We start from the raw sequence: 20,423 nt of genomic DNA, 5'->3' as shown, positions 1-20,423 counted from the left end.
AGTGGCTTAACTCCCTATTCCCAATAAATCTTTATGATAATCGCCCGCCGGATAACGGAACGGCACGGGGCCATCTGCAATGCCGTCGAGGAACTGACGGACACGCGCATCGCTGTTGCTCTGTAATGATTGCGCGCTACCGTGCGCCACAATTTTCTTATCCGCCACGATATAGGCGTAATCGGCAATGCTCAGCACTTCTGGTACGTCGTGGGTGACCACAATACAGGTCACGCCCAGCGCGCTGTTCAGTTCAGAGATCAGTTTGACCAGCACGCCCATGGTGATGGGATCCTGGCCGACGAACGGCTCATCGAACATGATCAGATCGGGTTCCAGCGCGATCGCGCGCGCCAGGGCCGCACGACGGGCCATGCCGCCAGAGAGTTCGGAAGGCATCAGTTTAGCGGCACCACGCAGGCCGACGGCCTCGAGTTTCATCATCACGGTGCTTTTCAACAGTTCCGGCGGCAGGTGAGTATGCTCACGCAGCGGATAGGCGACATTATCGAAGACATTCATGTCAGTAAAAAGCGCCCCGGACTGAAAAAGCATGCTCATGCGTTTACGCACGGTGTAGAGGCGCGAGCGGGACATGGCCGGAATATTTTCGCCATCAAAGAGGATCTCGCCCTGGCTCGGGGGGATCTGCCCGCCAATCAGGCGCAGTAATGTCGTTTTACCAATGCCGGAGGGCCCCATAATGGCGGTGATTTTACCGCGAGGCACGGTGAGAGAGATGTTGTCAAAAATGACCCGGCTGCTGCGCGTGAAGCTGACGCCGCGGACATCGACTATATTCGCCCCATTCAGGCTCATGTACATTTCCTTTCTATTGCCGGTTCAGGATCGGCTTGATGCCTGATTTCGCCGCAAACCCAACATTTTTACAGAATATTACCTCTGCAGGTAAGCGAAAGCTGGCATTTGTTTTACTTTTACAACGCATAAAGTCAAAATTAGGAATACGTTACGTCTACAGACAGTATGCAGCGGCAGAGATTTTTTTCTCAGTGGACCGGCGAGTATACCTGAAGAAAGGACTTTTGATGCTTCTTGCAACGGCACTGTTAATAATTGGTTTACTTTTGGTGGTCTACAGTGCCGACCGTCTGGTGTTCTCCGCATCAATTCTGTGTCGTTTATTGGGCATACCCCCCCTAATTATTGGGATGACGGTGGTCAGCGTTGGCACCTCCTTGCCGGAGATCATCGTCTCTGTCGCCGCCTCGCTGCACGATCAAGTTGATCTCGCCGTGGGAACGGCCATTGGCTCCAATATCGTCAATATTTTACTCATCCTGGGGCTTGCTGCGCTGCTGCATCCATTTCGCGTGCATTCTGATGTTCTGCGGCGTGAATTGCCGCTAATGTTAATTGTCAGTCTGCTCGCTGGTTACGTGTTATATGACGGACAGTTAACCCTTAGCGATGGCATTTTCCTGCTGGCACTGGCGGTCATCTGGCTGTTTTACATTGTTAAGCTGGCCCGGGCGGCGGAGAAGCAGGGCAATGACTCCCTGACCCGCGAGCAGGTTGCCGAGCTGCCGCGTGAGGGGAATTTACCCGTCGCACTGCTCTGGCTGGGTGTAGCGTTAATCATCATGCCGATGGCGACACAGATGATCGTTGATAACGCTACGGTGCTGGCCAACTACTTCGCCATGAGCGAATTGACCATCGGCCTGACGGTGATTGCCATTGGCACCAGCCTGCCTGAGCTTGCCACGGCGATTGCCGGCGCGCGTAAAGGCGAAGACGACATGGCGATTGGTAATATTATCGGTTCCAATATTTTCAATATTGCCATCGTGCTGGGCCTGCCGGCCCTGATTGCCCCTGGCGCGTTTAATCCGCTGGCGTTCAGCCGGGATTATGGGGTGATGCTGTTAGTCAGCGTCATCTTCGCTCTGCTCTGCTGGCGGCGTAAAAGGCAGATTGGTCAGGGTGCTGGCGCGCTGCTGACGGTGGGATTTATCGTATGGATGGCGATGCTGTACTGGCTCTCGCCTCTTCTCTCTGGGTAAACGGAAACGCATTATGTCGCAAATAGAATTGCAGCCGGGTTTTGACTTTCAGAAAGCAGGAAAAGAAGTTCTGGAGATAGAACGTGAAGGTCTGGCGCAGTTAGATCAATACATTAATCAGGACTTTAGCCTCGCGTGTGAAAAACTTTTCCACTGCACAGGCAAAGTCGTGGTGATGGGAATGGGCAAATCCGGGCACATTGGACGTAAAATGGCAGCCACGTTCGCCAGTACCGGCACGACCGCCTTTTTCGTTCACCCCGGTGAAGCGGCGCACGGTGACCTGGGGATGGTCTCGGCGCAGGATATCGTTATCGCGTTATCGAACTCCGGCGAATCAAATGAAATCCTGGCGCTGATCCCGGTGCTGAAGCGACTTCACGTTCCCCTCATCTGTGTCACCAGCCGTCCTGAGAGCAGCATGGCGCGCGCTGCGGATATCCATCTGTGCGTCAAAGTGCCGAAAGAGGCCTGCCCGCTGGGGCTGGCTCCGACTTCCAGCACCACCGCTGCGCTGGTAATGGGGGATGCGTTGGCCGTCGCCCTGCTCGAAGCCCGCGGCTTTACCGCCGAAGATTTCGCCCTCTCCCATCCGGGCGGCGCGCTGGGGCGTAAATTGCTGCTGCGGGTGAATGACATCATGCACACCGGGGATGAAATTCCGCGCGTCAGTAAAGACGCCTCCCTGCGCGATGCGCTGCTGGAGATCACCCGTAAAAATCTTGGCATGACCGTCATCTGCGACCAGCAGATGAAAATTGACGGGATTTTCACCGATGGGGATCTACGCCGCGTATTCGATATGGGGGTAGATGTTCGTAAGCTGGGTATCGCCGATGTGATGACCCCAGGGGGGATTCGGGTGCGTCCCGGCCAGCTTGCTGTTGAAGTATTAAACCTGATGCAGTCCCGCAATATCACCTCCGTTATGGTTGCTGATGGCGACCAATTGCTGGGTGTGGTACATATGCATGATCTGCTGCGCGCAGGCGTAGTGTAATGAAGGATAAGACAATGATTAATGCGGGTGCATCCCTTGCAACCTGTTATGGCCCGGTCAGTGCGCAGATGATGTCGCAGGCCGAAAACATTCGCCTGCTGATCCTGGATGTCGATGGCGTGCTGTCTGACGGCCTGATTTATATGGGCAACAATGGCGAAGAGCTGAAAGCCTTCAACGTACGTGATGGCTACGGTATTCGCTGTGCGCTCACTTCTGGCATAGAAGTTGCCATTATCACCGGGCGTAAGGCTAAACTGGTAGAAGATCGCTGCGAAACGCTGGGCATTACTCATCTCTATCAGGGGCAGTCCGATAAGATGGTCGCTTTCAGGGACTTACTTGGTAAACTTGCCATCGCCCCGGAAAACGTTGCCTATGTCGGAGACGATCTTATTGACTGGCCAGTGATGGCAGAAGTGGGACTCAGCGTCGCCGTTGCCGATGCGCATCCGCTTTTGATCCCGCGCGCTGACTATGTCACCCGTATTAACGGTGGCCGCGGCGCAGTGAGAGAAGTCTGCGACCTGCTGCTGCTGGCGCAAGGTAAGCTTGATGAGGCCAAAGGGCAATCGATATGAGTAAAACCAGACGTTGGGTTATTATTCTGCTTTCGCTGGTAGCACTGGTACTGATTGGCGTGAATCTCGCTGACCGGGACGACGAACAAGCGCCGACGGTCAATACTAACGATCCAACATATAAAAGCGATCATAGCGATACCGTGGTCTACAGTCCGGAAGGGGCGCTGAATTATCGCCTTATCGCTCAGCATGTTGAGTATTTTTCCGAACAGGGCGTCTCCTGGTTTACCCAACCGGTGATGACCACCTTTGATGTCAATAAAATTCCGACCTGGTCGATTAAATCAGACCGGGCAAAACTGACGAATGACCGTATGCTTTATCTGTATGGTCATGTTGAGGTGAATGCGCTGACCGCAGACTCACAGCTGCGCAAAATCACAACCGATAACGCACAGATTAACCTTGTGACGCAGGATGTCACGTCGCAGGATCTGGTTACGCTATACGGCACAACATTTAATTCCAGCGGTCTGAGAATGCGCGGGAACTTACGCAGCAAGAACGCAGAGCTGATTGAAAAGGTTAGAACCTCCTATGAAATTCCAAGCAAACAAACTCAGCCTTAAATTTGTTATTGCCAGCGCGCTGCTGGCCGTCAGCCTGCCTGCGTTTGCTGTGACGGGTGATACCGAACAGCCGATTCATATCGAATCCGATACGCAATCGCTCGATATGCAGGGTAACGTTGTGACCTTTACCGGCAATGTCGTCGTGACTCAGGGCACCATCAAAATCAACGCCGACAAGGTGGTGGTGACGCGTCCTGGCGGTGAAGACGGTAAAGAGATTATCGATGGCTACGGCAACCCGGCTACCTTCTACCAGATGCAGGACAACGGCAAGCCGGTGAAAGGGCACGCCTCCCAGATGCACTACGAGCTGGCGAAAGACTTCGTGGTGTTGACCGGCAATGCGTTCCTGGAGCAGCTCGACAGCAACATCAAGGGCGACAAGATTACCTATCTGGTGAAAGAGCAAAAAATGCAGGCCTTCAGTGAAAAAGGCAAACGCGTGACGACCGTTCTGGTTCCATCGCAGCTGCAGGACAAAAACAACACTCAGGCCCCGGCACAGAAAAAGAGTAACTAATTCGTTATGGCAACATTAACTGCAAAGAATCTCGCCAAAGCCTACAAGGGCCGTCGCGTAGTGGAAGATGTCAGTTTGACCGTCAACTCCGGCGAAATTGTCGGCCTGTTGGGTCCTAACGGTGCAGGTAAAACCACCACCTTTTATATGGTGGTAGGCATTGTGCCGCGCGACGCGGGCAACATCATCATTGATGACGAAGACATCAGCCTGCTGCCCCTTCACGCGCGTGCGCGCCGCGGCATCGGTTACCTGCCGCAGGAAGCCTCAATTTTTCGCCGTCTCAGCGTCTTCGACAACCTGATGGCGGTGCTGCAAATCCGTGACGATTTGACCTCCGAACAGCGTCAGGATCGCGCCAACGAACTGATGGAAGAGTTCCATATCGAACATCTGCGCGACAGCATGGGCCAGGCGCTCTCCGGTGGTGAACGCCGCCGTGTGGAAATTGCCCGCGCGCTGGCGGCCAACCCGAAATTTATCCTGCTCGATGAACCTTTCGCGGGTGTTGACCCGATTTCGGTTATCGATATCAAACGTATTATTGAGCATCTGCGCGACAGTGGCCTGGGCGTGCTTATCACCGACCACAACGTACGCGAGACGCTGGCGGTCTGTGAGCGAGCCTACATCGTCAGCCAGGGCCATCTTATTGCCCACGGTACACCGCAACAGATCCTCGAAGATGAGCATGTTAAGCGCGTGTATCTTGGGGAAGACTTCAGACTCTGATAGGGTAGAAGTTCAGTCTCGCGTAAACGGAGAAAAATGCTCTGAACATGAAGCAAGGTTTGCAATTAAGGCTCAGCCAACAGCTGGCAATGACGCCGCAGTTACAACAGGCTATTCGTCTGTTGCAGCTGTCAACGCTGGAACTTCAGCAGGAACTCCAGCAGGCGCTGGACAGTAATCCCCTGCTTGAGCAAACCGATCTTCACGATGAGGTAGAAACTCAGCAAACCCAGGATAACGAAACTCTCGACAGCGTTGATGCGCTGGAGCAAAAAGAGATGCCTGACGAGCTTCCTCTCGATGCCAGCTGGGATGAGATCTACACCGCCGGCACGCCATCCGGCACGCGCGCAGACTACCAGGATGATGAATTGCCGGTGTATCAGGGCGAAACTACCCAGTCGCTGCAGGATTACCTGATGTGGCAGGTGGAGCTGACGCCCTTTTCCGATACCGATCGCGCCATCGCCACCTCCATTGTCGATGCCGTCGATGAGACCGGCTATTTGACCGTGTCGCTGGACGACATTCTGGAAAGCATCGGTGATGATGAGATCGATCTCGAAGAGATCGAAGCGGTTCTGAAGCGCGTTCAGCGTTTTGATCCGGTTGGCGTCGCGGCACGCGATTTACGTGACTGCCTGCTGATTCAGCTTTCGCAGTTTGTTAAAGAGACGCCGTGGCTGGAAGAGGCTCGCCTGATCGTCAGCGAGCATCTGGATCTGCTGGCTAACCACGACTTCCGCTCCCTGATGCGCGTGACGCGGCTGAAGGAAGAGATCCTGAAAGAAGCGGTCAATCTGATTCAGTCGCTGGATCCGCGTCCGGGGCAGTCTATCCAGACCAGCGAGCCCGAGTACGTCATTCCCGATGTACTGGTGCGCAAGCATAACGGCCTGTGGACCGTGGAGTTGAATTCCGACAGCATCCCTCGTCTGCAGATAAATCAGCAGTACGCCTCGATGTGCACCAGCGCGCGCAACGACTCGGATAACCAATATATCCGCAGTAATCTTCAGGAAGCGCGCTGGCTGATCAAAAGCCTCGAGAGCCGCAATGATACGCTGCTGCGCGTCAGCCGCTGCATCGTGGAACAACAGCAGGCGTTCTTTGAACAAGGTGAAGAATTTATGAGGCCGATGGTGCTGGCCGATATCGCCCAGGCCGTCGAGATGCATGAATCGACGATTTCCCGCGTGACGACGCAGAAGTATCTGCACAGTCCGCGCGGTATTTTTGAGCTTAAGTATTTTTTCTCCAGCCATGTCAACACCGAAGGCGGCGGCGAAGCTTCGTCGACGGCCATCCGGGCGCTGGTGAAAAAGTTGATCGCCGCGGAAAACCCCGCGAAACCACTGAGCGACAGTAAGTTAACCACCATGCTGTCCGATCAAGGTATCATGGTTGCACGCCGCACTGTTGCGAAGTATCGAGAGTCTTTATCCATTCCGCCGTCAAACCAGCGTAAACAACTGGTCTGACTCTACCGATAAGGAAGACACTATGCAGCTCAACATCACTGGACACAACGTCGAAATCACTGAGGCCCTGCGCGATTTTGTGAATGCAAAATTCGCTAAGCTTGAGCAGTATTTTGAGAGGATCAATCAGGTCTACATTGTGTTAAAAGTGGAAAAAGTGACTCATATCTCGGATGCGACCCTGCACGTCAACGGGGGCGAAATCCATGCCAGTGCGGAAGGGCAAGACATGTACGCGGCTATCGACGGCTTGATTGACAAGCTGGCACGACAGCTAAACAAACATAAAGATAAACTGAAACAACACTAATTGTCCGGGCAGTTAACGGGTGCAGGTTGGCCTGTTGTGAAACACAACGGGCCCTTTGTACAGTTAGCGCTTAGGTGAAATTATGATGAATAACGATTCAACTCTACAACTGAGCAGTGTCCTTAATCAGGAATGTACCCGCAGTGCCGTCCACTGCCAGAGCAAAAAACGTGCGCTGGAGATCATCAGTGAACTGGCCGCAAAGCAGCTGAGCCTGCCGCCCCAGGTGGTGTTTGAAGCGATCCTGACCCGTGAAAAAATGGGCAGTACCGGCATCGGCAACGGCATTGCCATTCCCCATGGCAAACTTGAAGAGGATACTCTGCGTGCTGTAGGCGTGTTTGTTCAGCTGGAAACACCTATCGCCTTTGATGCCATTGATAACCAGCCTGTCGATTTGCTGTTTGCCCTGCTGGTACCCGCGGATCAGACCAAAACACATTTGCATACCCTCTCGCTGGTGGCCAAACGTCTGGCGGATAAAACCATCTGTCGCCGTTTGCGTGCGGCACAGAGCGATGAGGAGCTCTATCAAATCATTACGGAAACGGAAGGCAATCAGGATGATGCGTAATCGGGTGATGGCTTTGACATCTGTAGTCCTGAGGAGAAATGGTACATGGTGCTGATGATCGTCAGCGGTCGTTCGGGATCCGGAAAATCGGTCGCCCTGCGAGCGCTGGAAGATATGGGCTTTTACTGCGTAGATAACCTGCCGGTGGTGCTGCTGCCCGAGCTGGCGAAATCGCTGGCCGATCGGCAGATTTCGGCCGCGGTCAGCATCGACGTGCGTAACATGCCTGAATCGCCGGAGATCTTTGAGCAGGCGATGAGCAATTTGCCAGAGGCATTTTCACCTCAGCTGCTGTTCCTTGATGCCGATCGCAATACGCTGATCCGTCGCTACAGCGATACCCGCCGTCTGCATCCGCTCTCCAGCAAAAATCTGTCGCTGGAAAGCGCCATTGACCAGGAGAGCGATCTGCTGGAGCCGCTGCGCTCCCGCGCCGATCTGATCGTCGATACTTCTGAAATGTCCGTCCATGAACTGGCGGAGATGCTGCGTACCCGCCTGCTGGGCAAACGCGAGCGTGAGCTGACGATGGTCTTTGAATCCTTCGGCTTTAAGCACGGCATCCCTATCGACGCAGACTATGTGTTTGACGTGCGCTTCCTGCCGAACCCGCACTGGGATCCCAAGCTGCGTCCGATGACCGGCCTGGATAAGCCGGTTGCCGCGTTCCTTGACAGGCATACGGAAGTACATAACTTTATCTATCAGACGCGCAGCTACCTTGAACTCTGGTTGCCGATGCTGGAGACAAACAATCGCAGCTATCTGACGGTGGCGATTGGCTGTACCGGGGGCAAACACCGTTCGGTCTACATTGCTGAGCAACTGGCTGACTATTTCCGCTCGCGCGGCAAAAACGTGCAGTCCCGTCATCGTACGCTGGAAAAACGTAAAACATGACCGTAAAGCAGACCGTTGAGATCACCAATAAGCTGGGCATGCATGCACGCCCGGCGATGAAGTTATTTGAACTGATGCAGGGGTTTGACGCGGAAGTTCTGCTGCGTAATGACGAAGGCACCGAAGCCGAAGCCAACAGCGTGATTGCGCTGCTGATGCTGGACTCCGCCAAGGGCCGCCAGATCGAAATCGAAGCCACCGGCCCGCAGGAAGTCGAGGCGCTGGCGGCGGTGATTGCGCTGTTTAACGCCGGATTTGATGAGGATTAATGCAGCTTATTTGCCTGCATAAACCCTTCCCCACCCAGCTGACGCATCTGGCGCAGGATCCACGCCTGACGGCTGCGTACATAGCCTGAGGGTGCGCTGGCCTTAAAGCGGATTGGGTTCGGTAACACGGCGGCCAGCAGCGCGGCTTCAGATGCCGACAGGCGGCTGGCAGGTTTGTGGAAATAACGCTGGGCGGCGGCTTCAACACCAAAGACGCCCTCGCCAAACTCCGCGATATTCAGGTACACCGTCAGGATGCGTTTCTTACTCCACACCGTTTCGATCCCCAGCGTCAGCCCGGCTTCAAATCCCTTTCTCATCCAGCTGCGTCCATCCCACAAAAACAGGTTTTTCGCCGTTTGCTGAGAAAGCGTCGATGCGCCGCGAATACGGCTCTCATTACGCTCGTTATGCGCTAACGCCTTCTCTATCGCCCCCACGTCAAACCCCCAGTGGTCCGGGAATTTCTGATCTTCGGCGGCAATAACGGCCAGTCCCATCCACGGCGAGATCTCATCCATACTCACCCAGTCAGAATGGGCAACATAGCTGAAATCCCCTCTCAGCCAGCTTCCCAGCTGACGTTCAATCATCACCGCCGAAAACGGCACCGGCACAAAGCTAAACAGGGCGATGCCGCCCCCCCAGAAGACCGCCATCACCAGCAAAACGCGAATGACGATCCGTCTTACCCAGCCGGATCGGGGACGCTTCAATCTCATGCCGCCAGCACCAGTACGCGAGCGACGAGCTTCTCAATGCCCGTCGCGGCTTCCGCAATATTTTGCGCCAGCATGTACGCAGGGGTGGTCACAATCCTGTTCTCTTCATCAACCACGATGTCGTCCACCGGACAAGTGATATGCTCACCGCCCATATCCTCAATCGCCTCGGCGGTATCGATGTCGGTACCGATGGTCAGACGCAGCGGGATATCGAAGATAGCCGGCAGCATCGCGGGAGCAATACAGATAAAGCCCAGCGGTTTCCCGGCCTCATGCATCTCCAGCGCCAGAGCTTTTAAATCGTTCTCTACCCGGCAGGCGCTGCCCTGGTGGGCAAAATCGCTGAGGTTCTTTGCGGCGCCAAAACCGCCCGGGACAATTAGCGCATCCAGCTCCGCGGCACGCGCCTCACTGAGCGGGCGGATCTGCCCGCGCGCGATCCGCGCCGCTTCAGTCAGAACATTTCGGCTTTCCGCCAGCGGTTCGCCGGTCAGGTGATTAATAACATCGGACTGGGCTTTGTCGGGGGCAAAACAGACCGCTTCTGCGCCGTTACGCGCCAGCGCCAGCAGCGTCATAACCGCTTCATGAATTTCAGAACCATCGTAAACACCGCAACCGCTCAGTACTACACCAACCTTTTTCATCCTGCGATCCCTCTCGAAAAATGTTACATGCACATTAAAAATTCTGATTAAAACGGTGTGCTTCACACATTTAACTGATTCATGTAACAAAGTATTTAAGATTTGCTATCTTAACTGCTTGCGGCCTGAATTTTCCGGCTACGCCATTATCCTAAAATAACGTCTTAAGGCGCAGCCAAGATTTCCCTGGTGTTGGCGCAGTATTCGCGCACCCCGGTTTAGCCGGGGTCATTTTTTTCTGCTCTCCACCCAGGCTTTCAGAACGGCCACATCGTTTTGCCACTCCTGCTTCATCTCTTCAACCCATTCACCCACGTTATCTTCCCACGCCGGTAAATCCGGGGACTGGATCTGCTTACCTAACTGTTGTAGATGGCGCAATCCGATAGATCCGGCGGCACCTTTGATCTTATGACCCTCTTCAACGATGCCTTTCTGATCCCGCGCCGTCAGATTAGACTCCAGCACGTTCAGATAACCCGGCATCATCTTTTCGAATATGGCTATACCGTCCGTGATCAACTTCGGACCCACCAGCTCGATGTACTGCTCCAGCATTTCGATATCCAGCAAAGACTGCACTTTTCCCGTATCTACCGTCGTCATGGTGCTCTCCTCTTCGTCACAGGTGTCCCAGAACTTCTTAATCATGGCGGTTAAGGCCGGTACCGCCAGCGGTTTACTCAGTACGTCGTCCATACCGGCATCGAGATACTCTTTTTTGTCTTTCAGCACGTTGGCGGTGAGTGCCACCAGCGGCGGCAGCTCGTCGCTGGCGTAGCGGCTGGTCAGTTCACGGGAGATGTCCAGCCCGGTCATGTCCGGGAGCTGAATATCCAGCAGCACCAGGTCGTATTCTCCCGGGGTGAACATCTCCAGCGCGGCTTTACCGGTCATGGCGACGTCCACGCTGCTGCCGAGTTTCTCCAGCACCGAACGCGCAACAATCACGTTCAGTTCAATGTCTTCCACCAGCAGCACGTGCAGGGCAGGCAGCGGCATATCATCGTGAGCAAAGGTATCCTCGACCTCTTCCGCCACGGCCGGAGCGTGAACGCTGAGTTTAAACAGGGAGCCGTGCCCAGGATTACTGGCTACGGTAATGTCGCCCCCCATGCTCTTCGCCAGCCGGCGTGATACCGCCAGGCCAATGCCGGTGCCGGTGGCTGGCTTGCCGCCCTGGCTGTCTTTAACCTGATAATACATGGCGAAGATCTTGTCCTGCTCCTCCTGCGGAATACCGATACCGGAATCCTCCACCTCGAAGTGCAGCATCTCGCCCTCGCCGTAACGCACGCGAACCGCAACCTGTCCGTTCTGGGTAAACTTGACCGCGTTGCTGATCAAGTTCCACAGGATCTGACGCAGGCGGGTGCCGTCAGTCACCACCTTGTGCGGCAGCGGCAGAGTTGGCTCCATCACAAAGCGTAGCCCTTTCTGCTGCGCCTGCAGGCCGGAGAGGTTTTCCAGATCGGCAAGGAAGCTGGTGAAGTCCACCGGCTGGTTATCCAGCTGGACTTTGCGCCGCTCCATCTTATCCATGTCGATAATATCGTTGAAGATATTACCGAGCGTGACCGCTGAAACGTGGATTGTTTTCAGATATTTCTCCTGCTCGGTCGTCAGTTCGGTATCGAGCAGAATGCGGCTTAAGCCAACGATGCCGTTGAGCGGGGTACGCAGCTCATGGCTGATGGTGGAGATAAAGGTGGTCTTATCGCGGCTGGCGCGCTCCAGAGCATCCTGATAGCGCTTACGCTCGGTAATGTCTCGCCCGAAGCCCATCAGCCCGTGGCGTTTCCCGACGCGGTCGTAATAAGGCACTTTACGGATTTCAAAACAGGCTTTACGCCCGTCCGGGTAGTCGAGCCACTGTTCGTAGGTCAGGGAGACATTATGACGGAATACCTTCTCATCGGTTTCGATAACTTTGGCGGCCGCCTCGGGTGAGTAGACGTCCTGCGGACGCAGGCTGACGAGCTGCTTTTCGCTTTTACCGGTCAGGAGCTCCATCGCCCGGTTACAGCCTGAGAACTCTTTGTCTTCATTACGGTAGAAGACCAGATCCGGGGAGGCATCAAGGAACGAGCGCAGGAATGAGGATTGCTGCTCAAGCTGGATCTGCGTCTGCTCGCGCTCTTTCATTTCGATTTTCAGCTGTTCCAGCGTGGTCTGGCGCTCGGCCTCCGCTTTTACGCGGTCTGAGATCTCCTGGTTCAGTTGGGCAATGTTATCTTTCAGCTGCACGTTGAGCTTCAAATCGCGCTCGCGCATCTCCTCCAGCTTTTCCACCAGCCGGGTCAGCCGCTGGCGGGACTCTTCCAGCTGTTCAACCACCACCGAGAGGAAATAGACCGCCCAGGGGGTGATCAGCAGGCCGAAGAAAATAGACCGGATGAGGTCAATGCTCTCAACCTGGCCGTGCAGGACCATAGTAATGGCCATCTGCACCACAATCGCCAGCACCACCAGCGCCAGCGCCAGCAACAGGGAGAAGCGGACCAGGCCAAGCTTCATCATCAGATCGACATAGTATTGCGCCAGTAACCGAATTTGCTTCATAGGGGATCTCTTCACGACGTCATCGCACAATAATACTCAAATTCCAGGCAAGACGTTGAAGGTTGTGCAAAAAAGTGAGGGGTAAAACAGAGGAGGCACCTCACCTCCCAAAGGAGGAGATGAGGTGTGAAGGGTCAGGAGCGCTTCAACAGCATCCAGAGACTGATCAGGAAGAAGGAGGCGCTCGGCAGTAGCGCGCCGATAATTGGCGGGATACCGTAAACCAGCGTCAACGGACCGAAGATCTGATCGAGAACGTAGAAAACAAAGCCGAAGCTGATGCCGGTGACGACGCGTACCCCCATGGGAACGCTACGCAGCGGGCCGAAGATAAACGACAGCGCCATCAGCATCATCACCGCCACGGAGAGCGGCTGGAAGATCTTGCTCCACATATTGAGCTGGTAACGTCCGGCGTCCTGGCCGCTCGACTTCAGGTACTTCACGTAGTTGTGCAGCCCGCTGATGGACAGCGCATCCGGATCGAGGGCTACCACGCCGAGCTTGTCGGGGGTCAGATTGGTTTTCCAGGTGCCAGTGACCGTTTGCGAACCGGTGATCTGCTTTGGATCCTGCAGGTTTGACTCATCCACCTGGGACAGACGCCAGACCTTTTTATCGGTATCGAAGGTGGCCGACGTGGCATAACGAACCGCCTGCAAACGGCGCTGATCGTTAAAGCTGTAGATGCTCACGCCGCCGAGCGTGTTATCGCCGGTAACACGTTCGATATAGACAAAGTTATTGCCGTCTTTCGCCCACAGCCCCTGCTGGGTAGAGAGCAGCGAGCCGCCATACATCATCTGTGCGCGATAGTTACGCGCCATCTGCTCGCCCTGCGGTGCAACCCACTCGCCCATCGCCATCGTCAGCAATACCAGCGGGATTGCGGTTTTCATCACTGACAGCGCAACCTGCATACGGGTAAAGCCCGACGCCTGCATTACCACCAGCTCACTGCGCTGCGCCAGCATCCCCAGCCCCAGCAGGGCGCCTAACAGCGCCGCCATCGGGAAGAAGATTTGCACATCTTTCGGAATGCTGAGCAGGGTATACATACCCGCCCCCAACGCATCATAGCTCCCCTGCCCGGCCTTTTTCAGCTGGTCGACAAACTTGATGATGGCTGAGAGAGACACCAGCATGAATAACGTCATCATGATGGTGGTAAAAATGGTTTTACCGATATAGCGGTCAAGAACGCCAAACGCCTGCATTACACCGCTCCTTTACGCGTAAACCGGGCTCGTACACGGCGCATCGGCACGGTATCCCACAGGTTGAGGATGACGGCCAACAGCAGATAGAGTCCGTTAATCACCCATGTCCAGATAACCGGGTCGATTTTTCCTTTACCGCCATTCGATTTGATCGAGGTTTGCAGCAGGAAGAACACCAGATACAGCAGCATCGCGGGCAGCATGGAAAGCACACGACCCTGGCGTGGGTTGACCACGCTGAGCGGCACCACCATCAACGCCATCATAAAGACGGTGAATACCAGAGTAATACGCCAGTGCAGCTCCGCGCGGGCACGATTGGTATCGGTATTGATCAGCGTACGCATGCTCATCTGCTCAGTATCGCTGGGATCCAGCGCCACCGCCTGATGACCAATAATCGCCTGATAGTTCTGGAAGTCGGTGATGCGGAAGTCGCGCAGCAGCGCCGTGCCCTCAAAGCGGGTGCCTTTATTCAGGGTCACGATCTGCGAACCGTCTTTACCCTGCGCGAGCTGACCGGAGTCGGCTACCACCACCGACGGACGAGCATTTCCTTTAGGGCGGATTTGCGCGAGGAAAACCTCGTTAAAGCTGCTGCCATCCACGCTTTCGATAAACAGCACGGAATTACCATCTGTAGCCTGCTGGAACTGCCCCTGCGCCAGTGCGGCCATGCCGGGGTTCGCTTTCGCTTCAGCCAGCACCTCATCCTGATGACGGGAAGAGACAGGACCAGCCCACATCACGTTCACCGCGGCGACGATGCCGGTAAACAGCGCCAGGACCATGGCGGCCTTAATCAGAACCGCTTTACTCAAACCACAGGCATGCATGACGGTGATTTCGCTTTCGGTATAGAGTTTACCGAGCGTCATCAGCAGTCCGAGGAAAAGGCTTAATGGCAGGATAAGCTGCGCCATTTCAGGCACGCCTAACCCAAGCAGAGAAAGCACCAGATTTGTGGGAATTTCGCCGTCGACAGCCGCGCCGAGGATCCTCACCAGTTTCTGACAGAAAAAGATCAGAAGCAGGATGAAGAGTATCGCCAGCTGGCTTTTTAGCGTCTCCCGCACCAGATATCTTATGATTATCACATTAAATACGCCCGTAAAAACCCGTCTTTTTGCAGGAAAATCGCTTGTTTCATGGCTTAAACGTCATTTATTCTCTTGAGTCGTCGAAATCATCGCTAAGATTAGAACACCCGGCGGATTCGCGCTTCAGCAGTTGCTATGACGTGTCGAAACCGTAATAACGTAAGATTAACACGAAGTCACCGCAACAGCGGGCATGAGTTACGAAAGGTTTCAATTCTATCCGTAGCTGCTGCTGTTGTCTTTAAGATTCAGGAGCGTAGTTCATGGAGTTCAGTGTAAAAAGCGGTAGCCCGGAGAAACAGCGGAGTGCCTGCATCGTTGTCGGCGTGTTTGAACCCCGCAGACTCTCTCCGATCGCAGAGCAGCTCGATAAAATCAGTGACGGCTACATCAGCGCCCTGCTGCGCCGTGGCGAGCTGGAAGGCAAACCGGGACAGACGCTGCTGCTGCATCATGTGCCGAACGTACTGTCCGAGCGTATCCTGCTGATTGGCTGTGGCAAAGAGCGCGAGCTGGATGAGCGCCAGTACAAACAGGTTATTCAGAAAACGATTAATACGCTGAATGATACTGGCTCAATGGAGGCCGTGTGTTTTCTGACCGAACTGCACGTCAAAGGCCGCAACACCTACTGGAAAGTGCGTCAGGCGGTTGAGACAGCAAAAGAGACGCTGTACAGCTTTGATCAGCTGAAAACCACCAAAAGCGAACCCCGTCGTCCGCTGCGTAAAATGGTCTTTAACGTCCCGACCCGTCGTGAGCTGACCAGCGGCGAGCGCGCCATCCAGCATGGTCTGGCCATCGCTGCCGGGATCAAGGCTGCGAAAGACCTCGGCAATATGCCGCCAAACATCTGTAACGCGGGTTATCTCGCCTCCCAGGCGCGCCAGCTGGCAGACTCCTACAGCAAAAACGTTGTCACCCGCGTGATTGGCGAGCAGCAGATGAAAGAGCTGGGTATGCACTCCTACCTGGCCGTCGGGAACGGTTCACAAAATGAATCCCTGATGTCGGTCATTGAGTATAAGGGCAGCCCGTCTGAAGATGTGCGTCCGATTGTACTGGTCGGTAAAGGCCTGACCTTCGACTCCGGCGGTATCTCTATCAAGCCTGCCGAAGGCATGGACGAGATGAAGTACGACATGTGCGGCGCGGCAGCGGTCTACGGCGTGATGCGCATGGTCGCGGAACTCCAGCTGCCCATCAACGTGATCGGCGTGCTGGCGGGCTGTGAAAACATGCCGGGTGGTCGCGCCTATCGTCCTGGCGACGTGCTCACCACCATGTCGGGGCAGACCGTGGAAGTGCTGAACACCGACGCTGAAGGCCGTCTGGTGCTTTGCGACGTACTGACCTACGTTGAGCGCTTCGAGCCAGAAGCGGTGATCGACGTGGCAACTCTGACCGGCGCCTGTGTAATTGCGCTGGGGCATCACATCACCGGTCTGATGTCGAACCACAACCCGTTGGCCCACGAGCTGATTGGCGCCTCTGAACAGGCGGGTGACCGTGCGTGGCGTCTGCCGATGGCCGATGAGTACCAGGAGCAGCTGGAGTCCAACTTTGCGGATATGGCCAACATCGGTGGGCGTCCTGGCGGGGCCATTACTGCCGCCTGCTTCCTGGCGCGCTTTACCCGCAAATACAACTGGGCCCACCTGGACATCGCCGGTACCGCATGGCGTTCCGGTAAAGCCAAAGGCGCTACCGGCCGCCCTGTTGCTCTGCTGTCGCAGTTCCTGCTGAACCGCGCCGGGTTTAACGGCGAAGAGTAATTCATCGTCTGTTGCCCGGTGGCGCTACGCTTACCGGGCCTACGGAAAATGCCGTTTGTAGGCCGGGTAAGCGTAGCGCCACCCGGCTTTGCATTTAAATCCAAAACAAGAAGCCCCATATATGAAAAACGCAACGTTCTATCTTCTGGACAATGACACGCAACAGGATGGCTTAAGCGCCGTCGAACAGCTGGTGTGTGAGATTGCCGCAGAACGTTGGCGCGGTGGAAAACGCGTGCTCATTGCCTGCGAAGATGAACAGCAGGCCATCCGTCTGGATGAAGCCCTGTGGGCACGACCGTCAGAAAGTTTTGTTCCGCATAATCTCGCGGGGGAAGGACCGCGCGGTGGCGCGCCGGTGGAGATCGCCTGGCCGCAAAAACGCAACAGCAGCCCGCGGGATATTTTAATCAGCCTGCGTACCGGCTTTGCAGATTTTGCCACCGCTTTCACAGAAGTGGTAGACTTTGTCCCTCACGAAGATTCTTTGAAACAACTGGCGCGCGAACGCTATAAAGCGTACCGCCTGGCTGGTTTTAACCTGAATACGGCAACCTGGAAATAATGGAAAAGACATACAACCCACGCGATATCGAACAGCCGCTTTACGAGCACTGGGAACAGCAGGGCTATTTCAAGCCTAACGGCGATGAAAGCAAAGAGTCCTTCTGCATCATGATCCCGCCGCCGAACGTCACCGGCAGTTTGCATATGGGTCATGCCTTCCAGCAGACCATCATGGACACCATGATCCGTTACCAGCGCATGCAGGGTAAAAACACCCTGTGGCAGGCCGGTACTGACCACGCGGGTATTGCTACCCAGATGGTGGTCGAACGCAAGATTGCCGCTGAAGAAGGTAAAACCCGTCACGACTACGGCCGCGACGCCTTTATCGACAAAATCTGGCAGTGGAAAGCAGAATCCGGCGGCACCATTACCCGTCAGATGCGCCGTCTCGGTAACTCCGTGGACTGGGAGCGCGAGCGCTTCACCATGGACGAAGGTCTCTCCAACGCCGTAAAAGAAGTGTTCGTCCGTCTGTATAAAGAAGACCTGATTTACCGCGGCAAGCGCCTGGTAAACTGGGACCCGAAACTGCGCACCGCCATCTCTGACCTGGAAGTGGAAAACCGCGAGTCTAAAGGCTCCATGTGGCACATCCGCTATCCGCTGGCCGACGGTGCCAAAACCGCAGACGGTAAAGATTATCTGGTGGTCGCCACCACGCGTCCGGAAACCCTGCTGGGCGACACCGGCGTAGCCGTGAACCCGGAAGATCCGCGTTATAAAGATCTGATTGGCAAGTTCGTGGTGCTGCCGCTGGTAAACCGCCGCATTCCGATTGTGGGCGATGAACACGCTGACATGGAAAAAGGCACAGGCTGCGTGAAGATCACCCCGGCGCACGACTTTAACGACTACGAAGTCGGTCGTCGTCACGCCCTGCCGATGATCAACATCCTGACCTTTGATGGTGACATCCGTGAAAGCGCGGAAGTGTATGACACCAAAGGCGAAGAGTCTGACGTTTATTCCAGCGACATCCCGGCTGAGTTCCAGAAGCTGGAGCGTTTTGCCGCGCGTAAAGCAGTGGTTGCCGCTGTTGATGCTCTGGGCCTGCTGGAAGAGATCAAACCGCACGACCTCACCGTTCCTTACGGTGACCGTGGCGGCGTGGTGATCGAACCGATGCTGACCGACCAGTGGTACGTCCGCGCCGACGTGCTGGCGAAACCGGCGGTTGAAGCGGTTGAGAACGGTAGCATCCAGTTCGTACCGAAACAGTACGAAAACATGTACTTCTCCTGGATGCGCGATATTCAGGACTGGTGTATCTCCCGTCAGCTGTGGTGGGGTCACCGCATTCCGGCGTGGTATGACAACGAAGGCAACGTCTACGTTGGTCGCACTGAAGACGAAGTGCGTCAGGAAAACAACCTGAGCGCTGACGTTGCCCTGCGTCAGGACGAGGACGTGCTGGACACCTGGTTCTCCTCCGCGCTGTGGACCTTCTCCACGCTCGGCTGGCCAGAGAACACCGACGCGCTGCGTCAGTTCCACCCAACCAGCGTGATGGTGTCCGGCTTCGACATTATCTTCTTCTGGATCGCCCGCATGATCATGATGACCATGCACTTCATCAAAGATGAAGACGGCAAGCCGCAGGTTCCGTTCCATACCGTCTACATGACCGGTCTGATCCGTGACGACGAAGGCCAGAAGATGTCCAAGTCCAAGGGTAACGTTATTGACCCGCTGGACATGGTTGACGGTATCTCGCTGGAAGACCTGCTGGAGAAACGTACCGGCAACATGATGCAGCCGCAGCTGGCTGAGAAGATCCGCAAGCGTACCGAGAAGCAGTTCCCGGACGGCATCGAGCCACACGGCACCGACGCCCTGCGTTTCACCCTCGCGGCGCTGGCCTCTACCGGTCGTGACATCAACTGGGACATGAAGCGTCTGGAAGGTTACCGCAACTTCTGTAACAAGCTGTGGAACGCCAGCCGCTTTGTGCTGATGAACACCGAAGATCAGGATTGCGGCTTTAACGGCGGCGAAATGACCCTGTCGCTGGCCGACCGCTGGATCCTGGCGGAATTCAACCAGACCACTAAAGCGTTCCGTGAGGCGCTGGATAGCTATCGCTTCGATATCGCAGCAGGCATCCTGTACGAGTTCACCTGGAACCAGTTCTGTGACTGGTACCTGGAGCTGACCAAACCGGTTATGAACGGCGGAACTGAAGCGGAACTGCGCGGCACGCGCAATACCCTGATTACCGTGCTGGAAGGTCTGCTGCGCCTGGCGCACCCGATCATCCCGTTCATCACCGAAACCATCTGGCAGCGTGTGAAGGTCATTGCCGGTATCAGTGCCGACACCATCATGCTGCAGCCGTTCCCGGAATTCGATGCTGCGCAGGTTGATGAGGCCGCAGCCGCCGATACCGAGTGGCTGAAGCAGGCGATCGTTGCCGTGCGTAACATCCGTGCAGAGATGAACATCTCCCCGGGTAAACCGCTGGCGCTGCTGCTGCGTGGCTGCAGCGAGGCTGCGGTTCGTCGCGTCACCGAGAACAGCACCTTCCTGCAGACCATGGCGCGTCTGGAGAGCATCACCGTGCTGCCTGCGGATGATAAAGGTCCGGTCTCCGTGACCAAAATCATCGACGGTGCCGAGCTGCTGATCCCGATGGCTGGCCTGGTTGACAAAGATGCTGAGCTGGCACGTCTGGCGAAAGAAGTGGCCAAAGTCGAAATCGAAATCGGTAAGATCGAAAGCAAACTGTCTAACGAAGGCTTTGTCGCCCGCGCACCGGAAGCGGTTATCGCTAAAGAGCGTGAGCGTCTGGTTGGTTTCGCCGATGCGAAAGCGAAACTGATTGAGCAACAGGCTGTCATTAGCGCGCTGTGATGAGT

20 protein-coding genes are annotated in these 20,423 nt (G+C 55.4%); 14 read left to right on the top strand and 6 right to left on the bottom strand.

Translation table 11 applies throughout. The features are described from left to right. Positions 1 to 6 precede the first annotated feature (6 nt). Positions 7 to 819 (bottom strand): phospholipid ABC transporter ATP-binding protein MlaF, encoded by an 813-nt coding sequence (gene mlaF, locus LRS40_RS09645; protein ID WP_032614468.1) that lies wholly within the window; start codon positions 817 to 819, stop codon positions 7 to 9. A gap of 230 nt (positions 820 to 1,049) precedes the next feature. On the opposite strand from mlaF, the gene LRS40_RS09640 reads away from it, so the two are divergent. The 11 genes from LRS40_RS09640 (at position 1,050) to npr (ending at position 8,969) form a co-directional block, all read left to right on the top strand. Beyond that, the gene (locus tag LRS40_RS09640; RefSeq protein ID WP_142487252.1) at positions 1,050 to 2,027 is read left to right on the top strand and encodes a calcium/sodium antiporter; all 978 of its coding nucleotides are present in this window, start codon (positions 1,050 to 1,052) and stop codon (positions 2,025 to 2,027) included. Positions 2,028 to 2,040: 13 nt separating this feature from the next. Continuing rightward, a complete protein-coding gene (kdsD, locus tag LRS40_RS09635) occupies positions 2,041 to 3,027 on the top strand; it encodes an arabinose-5-phosphate isomerase KdsD (RefSeq protein WP_231313602.1) in 987 nt (328 codons plus the stop codon). 14 nt (positions 3,028 to 3,041) lie between these two features. Beyond that, the gene (gene kdsC, locus LRS40_RS09630) at positions 3,042 to 3,608 is read left to right on the top strand and encodes a 3-deoxy-manno-octulosonate-8-phosphatase KdsC (protein ID WP_106994894.1); all 567 of its coding nucleotides are present in this window, start codon (positions 3,042 to 3,044) and stop codon (positions 3,606 to 3,608) included. After that, complete coding sequence (lptC, locus tag LRS40_RS09625) at positions 3,605 to 4,180, top strand: LPS export ABC transporter periplasmic protein LptC (RefSeq protein ID WP_142487254.1); 576 nt, start codon at positions 3,605 to 3,607, stop codon at positions 4,178 to 4,180. The genes kdsC and lptC overlap by 4 nt, the downstream gene beginning before the upstream one ends. Then, positions 4,149 to 4,703 (top strand): lipopolysaccharide ABC transporter substrate-binding protein LptA, encoded by a 555-nt coding sequence (lptA, locus tag LRS40_RS09620; protein WP_231313601.1) that lies wholly within the window; start codon positions 4,149 to 4,151, stop codon positions 4,701 to 4,703. Before lptC ends, lptA begins: the two co-directional genes overlap by 32 nt. 6 nt (positions 4,704 to 4,709) lie before the next feature. Next, the gene (gene lptB / locus LRS40_RS09615) at positions 4,710 to 5,435 is read left to right on the top strand and encodes an LPS export ABC transporter ATP-binding protein (RefSeq protein WP_142487256.1); all 726 of its coding nucleotides are present in this window, start codon (positions 4,710 to 4,712) and stop codon (positions 5,433 to 5,435) included. A gap of 47 nt (positions 5,436 to 5,482) precedes the next feature. Then, positions 5,483 to 6,916, top strand: coding sequence for an RNA polymerase factor sigma-54 (gene rpoN / locus LRS40_RS09610; protein ID WP_142487257.1), 1,434 nt, complete (start codon positions 5,483 to 5,485; stop codon positions 6,914 to 6,916). A gap of 22 nt (positions 6,917 to 6,938) precedes the next feature. Further along, positions 6,939 to 7,226, top strand: coding sequence for a ribosome hibernation promoting factor (gene hpf, locus LRS40_RS09605; RefSeq protein ID WP_142487258.1), 288 nt, complete (start codon positions 6,939 to 6,941; stop codon positions 7,224 to 7,226). A gap of 82 nt (positions 7,227 to 7,308) precedes the next feature. Then, positions 7,309 to 7,800 carry a PTS IIA-like nitrogen regulatory protein PtsN gene (gene ptsN, locus LRS40_RS09600; protein WP_039031625.1) on the top strand — a complete coding sequence of 164 codons (492 nt, stop codon included), beginning with the start codon at positions 7,309 to 7,311 and terminating at the stop codon, positions 7,798 to 7,800. A 45-nt stretch (positions 7,801 to 7,845) separates the two neighbouring features. Then, complete coding sequence (gene rapZ, locus LRS40_RS09595) at positions 7,846 to 8,700, top strand: RNase adapter RapZ (RefSeq protein ID WP_142487259.1); 855 nt, start codon at positions 7,846 to 7,848, stop codon at positions 8,698 to 8,700. Then, complete coding sequence (npr, locus tag LRS40_RS09590; RefSeq protein ID WP_032614489.1) at positions 8,697 to 8,969, top strand: PTS phosphocarrier protein NPr; 273 nt, start codon at positions 8,697 to 8,699, stop codon at positions 8,967 to 8,969. The genes rapZ and npr overlap by 4 nt, the downstream gene beginning before the upstream one ends. Here npr and mtgA read toward each other — a convergent pair. From mtgA to lptF, 5 genes are all read right to left on the bottom strand, one after another. Next, the gene (gene mtgA, locus LRS40_RS09585) at positions 8,966 to 9,691 is read right to left on the bottom strand and encodes a monofunctional biosynthetic peptidoglycan transglycosylase (protein ID WP_370649949.1); all 726 of its coding nucleotides are present in this window, start codon (positions 9,689 to 9,691) and stop codon (positions 8,966 to 8,968) included. The two genes, npr and mtgA, sit on opposite strands and share 4 nt — an antisense overlap. Further along, positions 9,688 to 10,341: an isoprenoid biosynthesis glyoxalase ElbB gene (gene elbB, locus LRS40_RS09580; protein WP_231313600.1), complete on the bottom strand. Its 654-nt coding sequence runs from the start codon at positions 10,339 to 10,341 to the stop codon at positions 9,688 to 9,690. The genes mtgA and elbB overlap by 4 nt, the downstream gene beginning before the upstream one ends. Positions 10,342 to 10,569: 228 nt before the next feature. After that, positions 10,570 to 12,903 carry an aerobic respiration two-component sensor histidine kinase ArcB gene (gene arcB, locus LRS40_RS09575; RefSeq protein WP_231313599.1) on the bottom strand — a complete coding sequence of 778 codons (2,334 nt, stop codon included), beginning with the start codon at positions 12,901 to 12,903 and terminating at the stop codon, positions 10,570 to 10,572. Positions 12,904 to 13,037: 134 nt separating this feature from the next. Continuing rightward, positions 13,038 to 14,120, bottom strand: a complete 1,083-nt coding sequence (gene lptG, locus LRS40_RS09570; RefSeq protein WP_142487262.1) for an LPS export ABC transporter permease LptG — start codon at positions 14,118 to 14,120, stop codon at positions 13,038 to 13,040. After that, the gene (gene lptF, locus LRS40_RS09565) at positions 14,120 to 15,220 is read right to left on the bottom strand and encodes an LPS export ABC transporter permease LptF (protein WP_231313598.1); all 1,101 of its coding nucleotides are present in this window, start codon (positions 15,218 to 15,220) and stop codon (positions 14,120 to 14,122) included. The genes lptG and lptF overlap by 1 nt, the downstream gene beginning before the upstream one ends. Before the next feature lie 266 nt (positions 15,221 to 15,486). Here lptF and pepA point away from each other — a divergent pair, with 266 nt between their 5' ends. From pepA to LRS40_RS09550, 3 genes are all read left to right on the top strand, one after another. Beyond that, positions 15,487 to 16,998, top strand: coding sequence for a leucyl aminopeptidase (pepA, locus tag LRS40_RS09560; protein WP_142487264.1), 1,512 nt, complete (start codon positions 15,487 to 15,489; stop codon positions 16,996 to 16,998). Positions 16,999 to 17,119: 121 nt separating this feature from the next. Beyond that, positions 17,120 to 17,563, top strand: a complete 444-nt coding sequence (gene holC, locus LRS40_RS09555) for a DNA polymerase III subunit chi (RefSeq protein WP_142487265.1) — start codon at positions 17,120 to 17,122, stop codon at positions 17,561 to 17,563. Then, the gene (locus LRS40_RS09550) at positions 17,563 to 20,418 is read left to right on the top strand and encodes a valine--tRNA ligase (protein ID WP_142487266.1); all 2,856 of its coding nucleotides are present in this window, start codon (positions 17,563 to 17,565) and stop codon (positions 20,416 to 20,418) included. Before holC ends, LRS40_RS09550 begins: the two co-directional genes overlap by 1 nt. Positions 20,419 to 20,423 lie beyond the last annotated feature (5 nt).

The organism is Leclercia sp. G3L, assembly GCF_021117075.1.
GTDB lineage: Bacteria > Pseudomonadota > Gammaproteobacteria > Enterobacterales > Enterobacteriaceae > Enterobacter > Enterobacter adecarboxylatus_C.
Note: the sequence above shows the minus strand (reverse complement) of the source record. Positions and strands in the feature narration are given on the sequence as shown.